This is a genomic window from Candidatus Cloacimonadota bacterium (assembly GCA_011372345.1).
In the GTDB taxonomy this organism is placed as follows: domain Bacteria; phylum Cloacimonadota; class Cloacimonadia; order Cloacimonadales; family TCS61; genus DRTC01.
Genome location: DRTC01000474.1, coordinates 1 through 2,147, shown reverse-complemented (window position 1 = coordinate 2,147; position 2,147 = coordinate 1). Strand labels below are relative to the sequence as shown.

3 protein-coding genes are annotated in these 2,147 nt (G+C 35.4%); all 3 read left to right on the top strand.

The genetic code is table 11. The features are described 5' to 3' along the window. Positions 1 to 322: 322 nt before the first annotated feature. Positions 323 to 631: a hypothetical protein gene (locus ENL20_09195; GenBank protein HHE38732.1), complete on the top strand. Its 309-nt coding sequence runs from the start codon at positions 323 to 325 to the stop codon at positions 629 to 631. Beyond that, complete coding sequence (locus ENL20_09190; GenBank protein ID HHE38731.1) at positions 621 to 1,100, top strand: hypothetical protein; 480 nt, start codon at positions 621 to 623, stop codon at positions 1,098 to 1,100. Before ENL20_09195 ends, ENL20_09190 begins: the two co-directional genes overlap by 11 nt. Positions 1,101 to 1,493: 393 nt before the next feature. After that, positions 1,494 to 2,147 (top strand): MFS transporter (locus tag ENL20_09185; protein HHE38730.1); only part of this gene is annotated, 654 nt, incomplete at its 3' end.

Sequence of the window (2,147 nt, the reverse complement as noted above, 5' to 3'; positions counted from 1 at the left end):
CGGTTCAACAGCAGATACAACTTATACTCACGAAAGAGTCGGTTTGTTCAACGATAAAATGTTCTACCGGGTCAGGTCATTTGTGGGAACGAGGGAGGAATTGGACGGATATTTGAGAGATAGAAAGAACGGAAATTTCTAAATCAGAAAATCTAATTTCGCATAAAATCCCCAATGATGAAATTCTAACCAACTCTGGAAGAATTGTCAATTTAGTGTGCCTAACAATTGTCGCGAGATAATGACTTTGTTAGGCATATTTCTTGACACATTGCCTAACATTACAGTAATTGCTCCAGTTCGTTAGGTAAAAGAGGTTAAGATGAGCATCGTGAAAGATATTCTTAAAGATGAAAAAGAACGCATTTTGGAACTTATCAGCAGGAATGAGAAATTAATGGAAGATTTACCTAAAGGTTCTATTTCAAAAAAAAAAAGAGGAAGTAATCTATTTTGTTATCTTGCTTATCGTGAAGGTTCAAATGTGAAATTTAAATATCTTGGTAAAGAAAAGTCCATAATTGTTTCTGAATTCAGGGAAAAAATTGAAAAAAGAAAAAAAATAAAACAAAGGATCAAAGAGTTGCAAAAAAACCTGCAGGAAATAAATCGAGGTTTAGGTGAGAAATAAGGAAACATTATTTCGGGATTTACTTGGAAGATTACATTCGGAGAAAATCTTACAGACTATCATATTAATTGGAAACTGGGTATTACCAATTTACCATCATTATTTTAACAACGCTCCGGAAATTCCATTGTTAAGGACAACAGACATTGATTTTCTTATACCCAATCCTCCAAAAATCAGAAAAACAGCCGATGTTCCAAAAATATTGGAAGAATTTGGTTTTGAACAAGTTTTCTCTGTTATTGGTGATTTCTCAAAATTTGTTCATCCTCAACTGGAAATTGAATTCATCATTCCGGAATTAGGAAAAGGTTCAAATAAAGCCTATTGGGTAAAAGAACTTAACATATCTGCTCAACCATTAAGATATTTGCATTTAATCCAGAAATTTACTTTAGAGATAAAGTATTTGAGTTTTGAAATCACTGTTCCTGAACCAGCAGTTTTTGTTTTGTTAAAATTTTGCTGATAATTAAAAGAAAAGACAAAAGGAAGATTGATAAAGACATTTATACTGCCAAAGAACTTGCCGATTATTTACTATCAAGTCATGAGCAGAAAAATCTTCTGCTAACTGTCTAGGATACAATGCCGAACGGATGGAAAAAGAAACTAAATCCAATTCTGAAAGAACATTGCTTTAATTTATACGAATTTTTAAGAGATTAATATGGTTCGTTTATTCAGACGGAATAGCAGGTTTTACTGGATATTTTCTTTGTGAAACTTCCTGTTCTTCGCAGTTATGTTTTTCTCAACTCGACGCCTTGCTTTCGAGAAGTCGTCGTCTACTGCGATGTCGAGTCCAATTATATGAATATTAGCAATTCTTCGAGCCTTTGCGTCTTTGCGGTGAAACAATATGGAACTAATAAAATACCGGAAAAACATAAAGATATATTCCGGCTATAGATTCTTCACGAATATGCTCATCATCGGTCCGATATTAGTACCGTTCATGCTGTTCAAGGGCTTGAGCTATTCCCAGATCATGCTCCTGCAGTCTATTTCAGCGATTTCGGTATTCCTGTTCGAAGTTCCGACCGGAGCAATTGCAGATAAATTTTCCCGCAAACTTTCTCTTGCTATCAGCGGAATTTTATGCGGGATCGGTCTGCTTATTTATATCCTGTTCAAATCATTTTACTTTTTTGCCATCGCGGAAATTGTTTTCGGGATGGGAATAACCTTCAGCAGTGGGGCAGATGCTGCCATTCTTTATGAAAGTCTGGTCAAACTCGATCGGAAAAAGGAATATCAGAAAAGAGAAGGAAATGCTGCTTTTTATCTTTTTATCGGTCAGGCAGTCGGTTCGATCTTGAGCGGATTTCTCTACAAATATAATCCTTTTCTGCCTTTCTGGATCAGTATCGGGAATATCCTGATCGCAGTTTTTATTGCGTTTGGTTTCACCGATACGGAGCGAAAGAAAAGCGAGCATAATTATGTCATTCATGTGATCAAGAGTTTCGGAATTTCCTTTCACACTCCAAGAATTCTCTGGACTGTTCTTTTT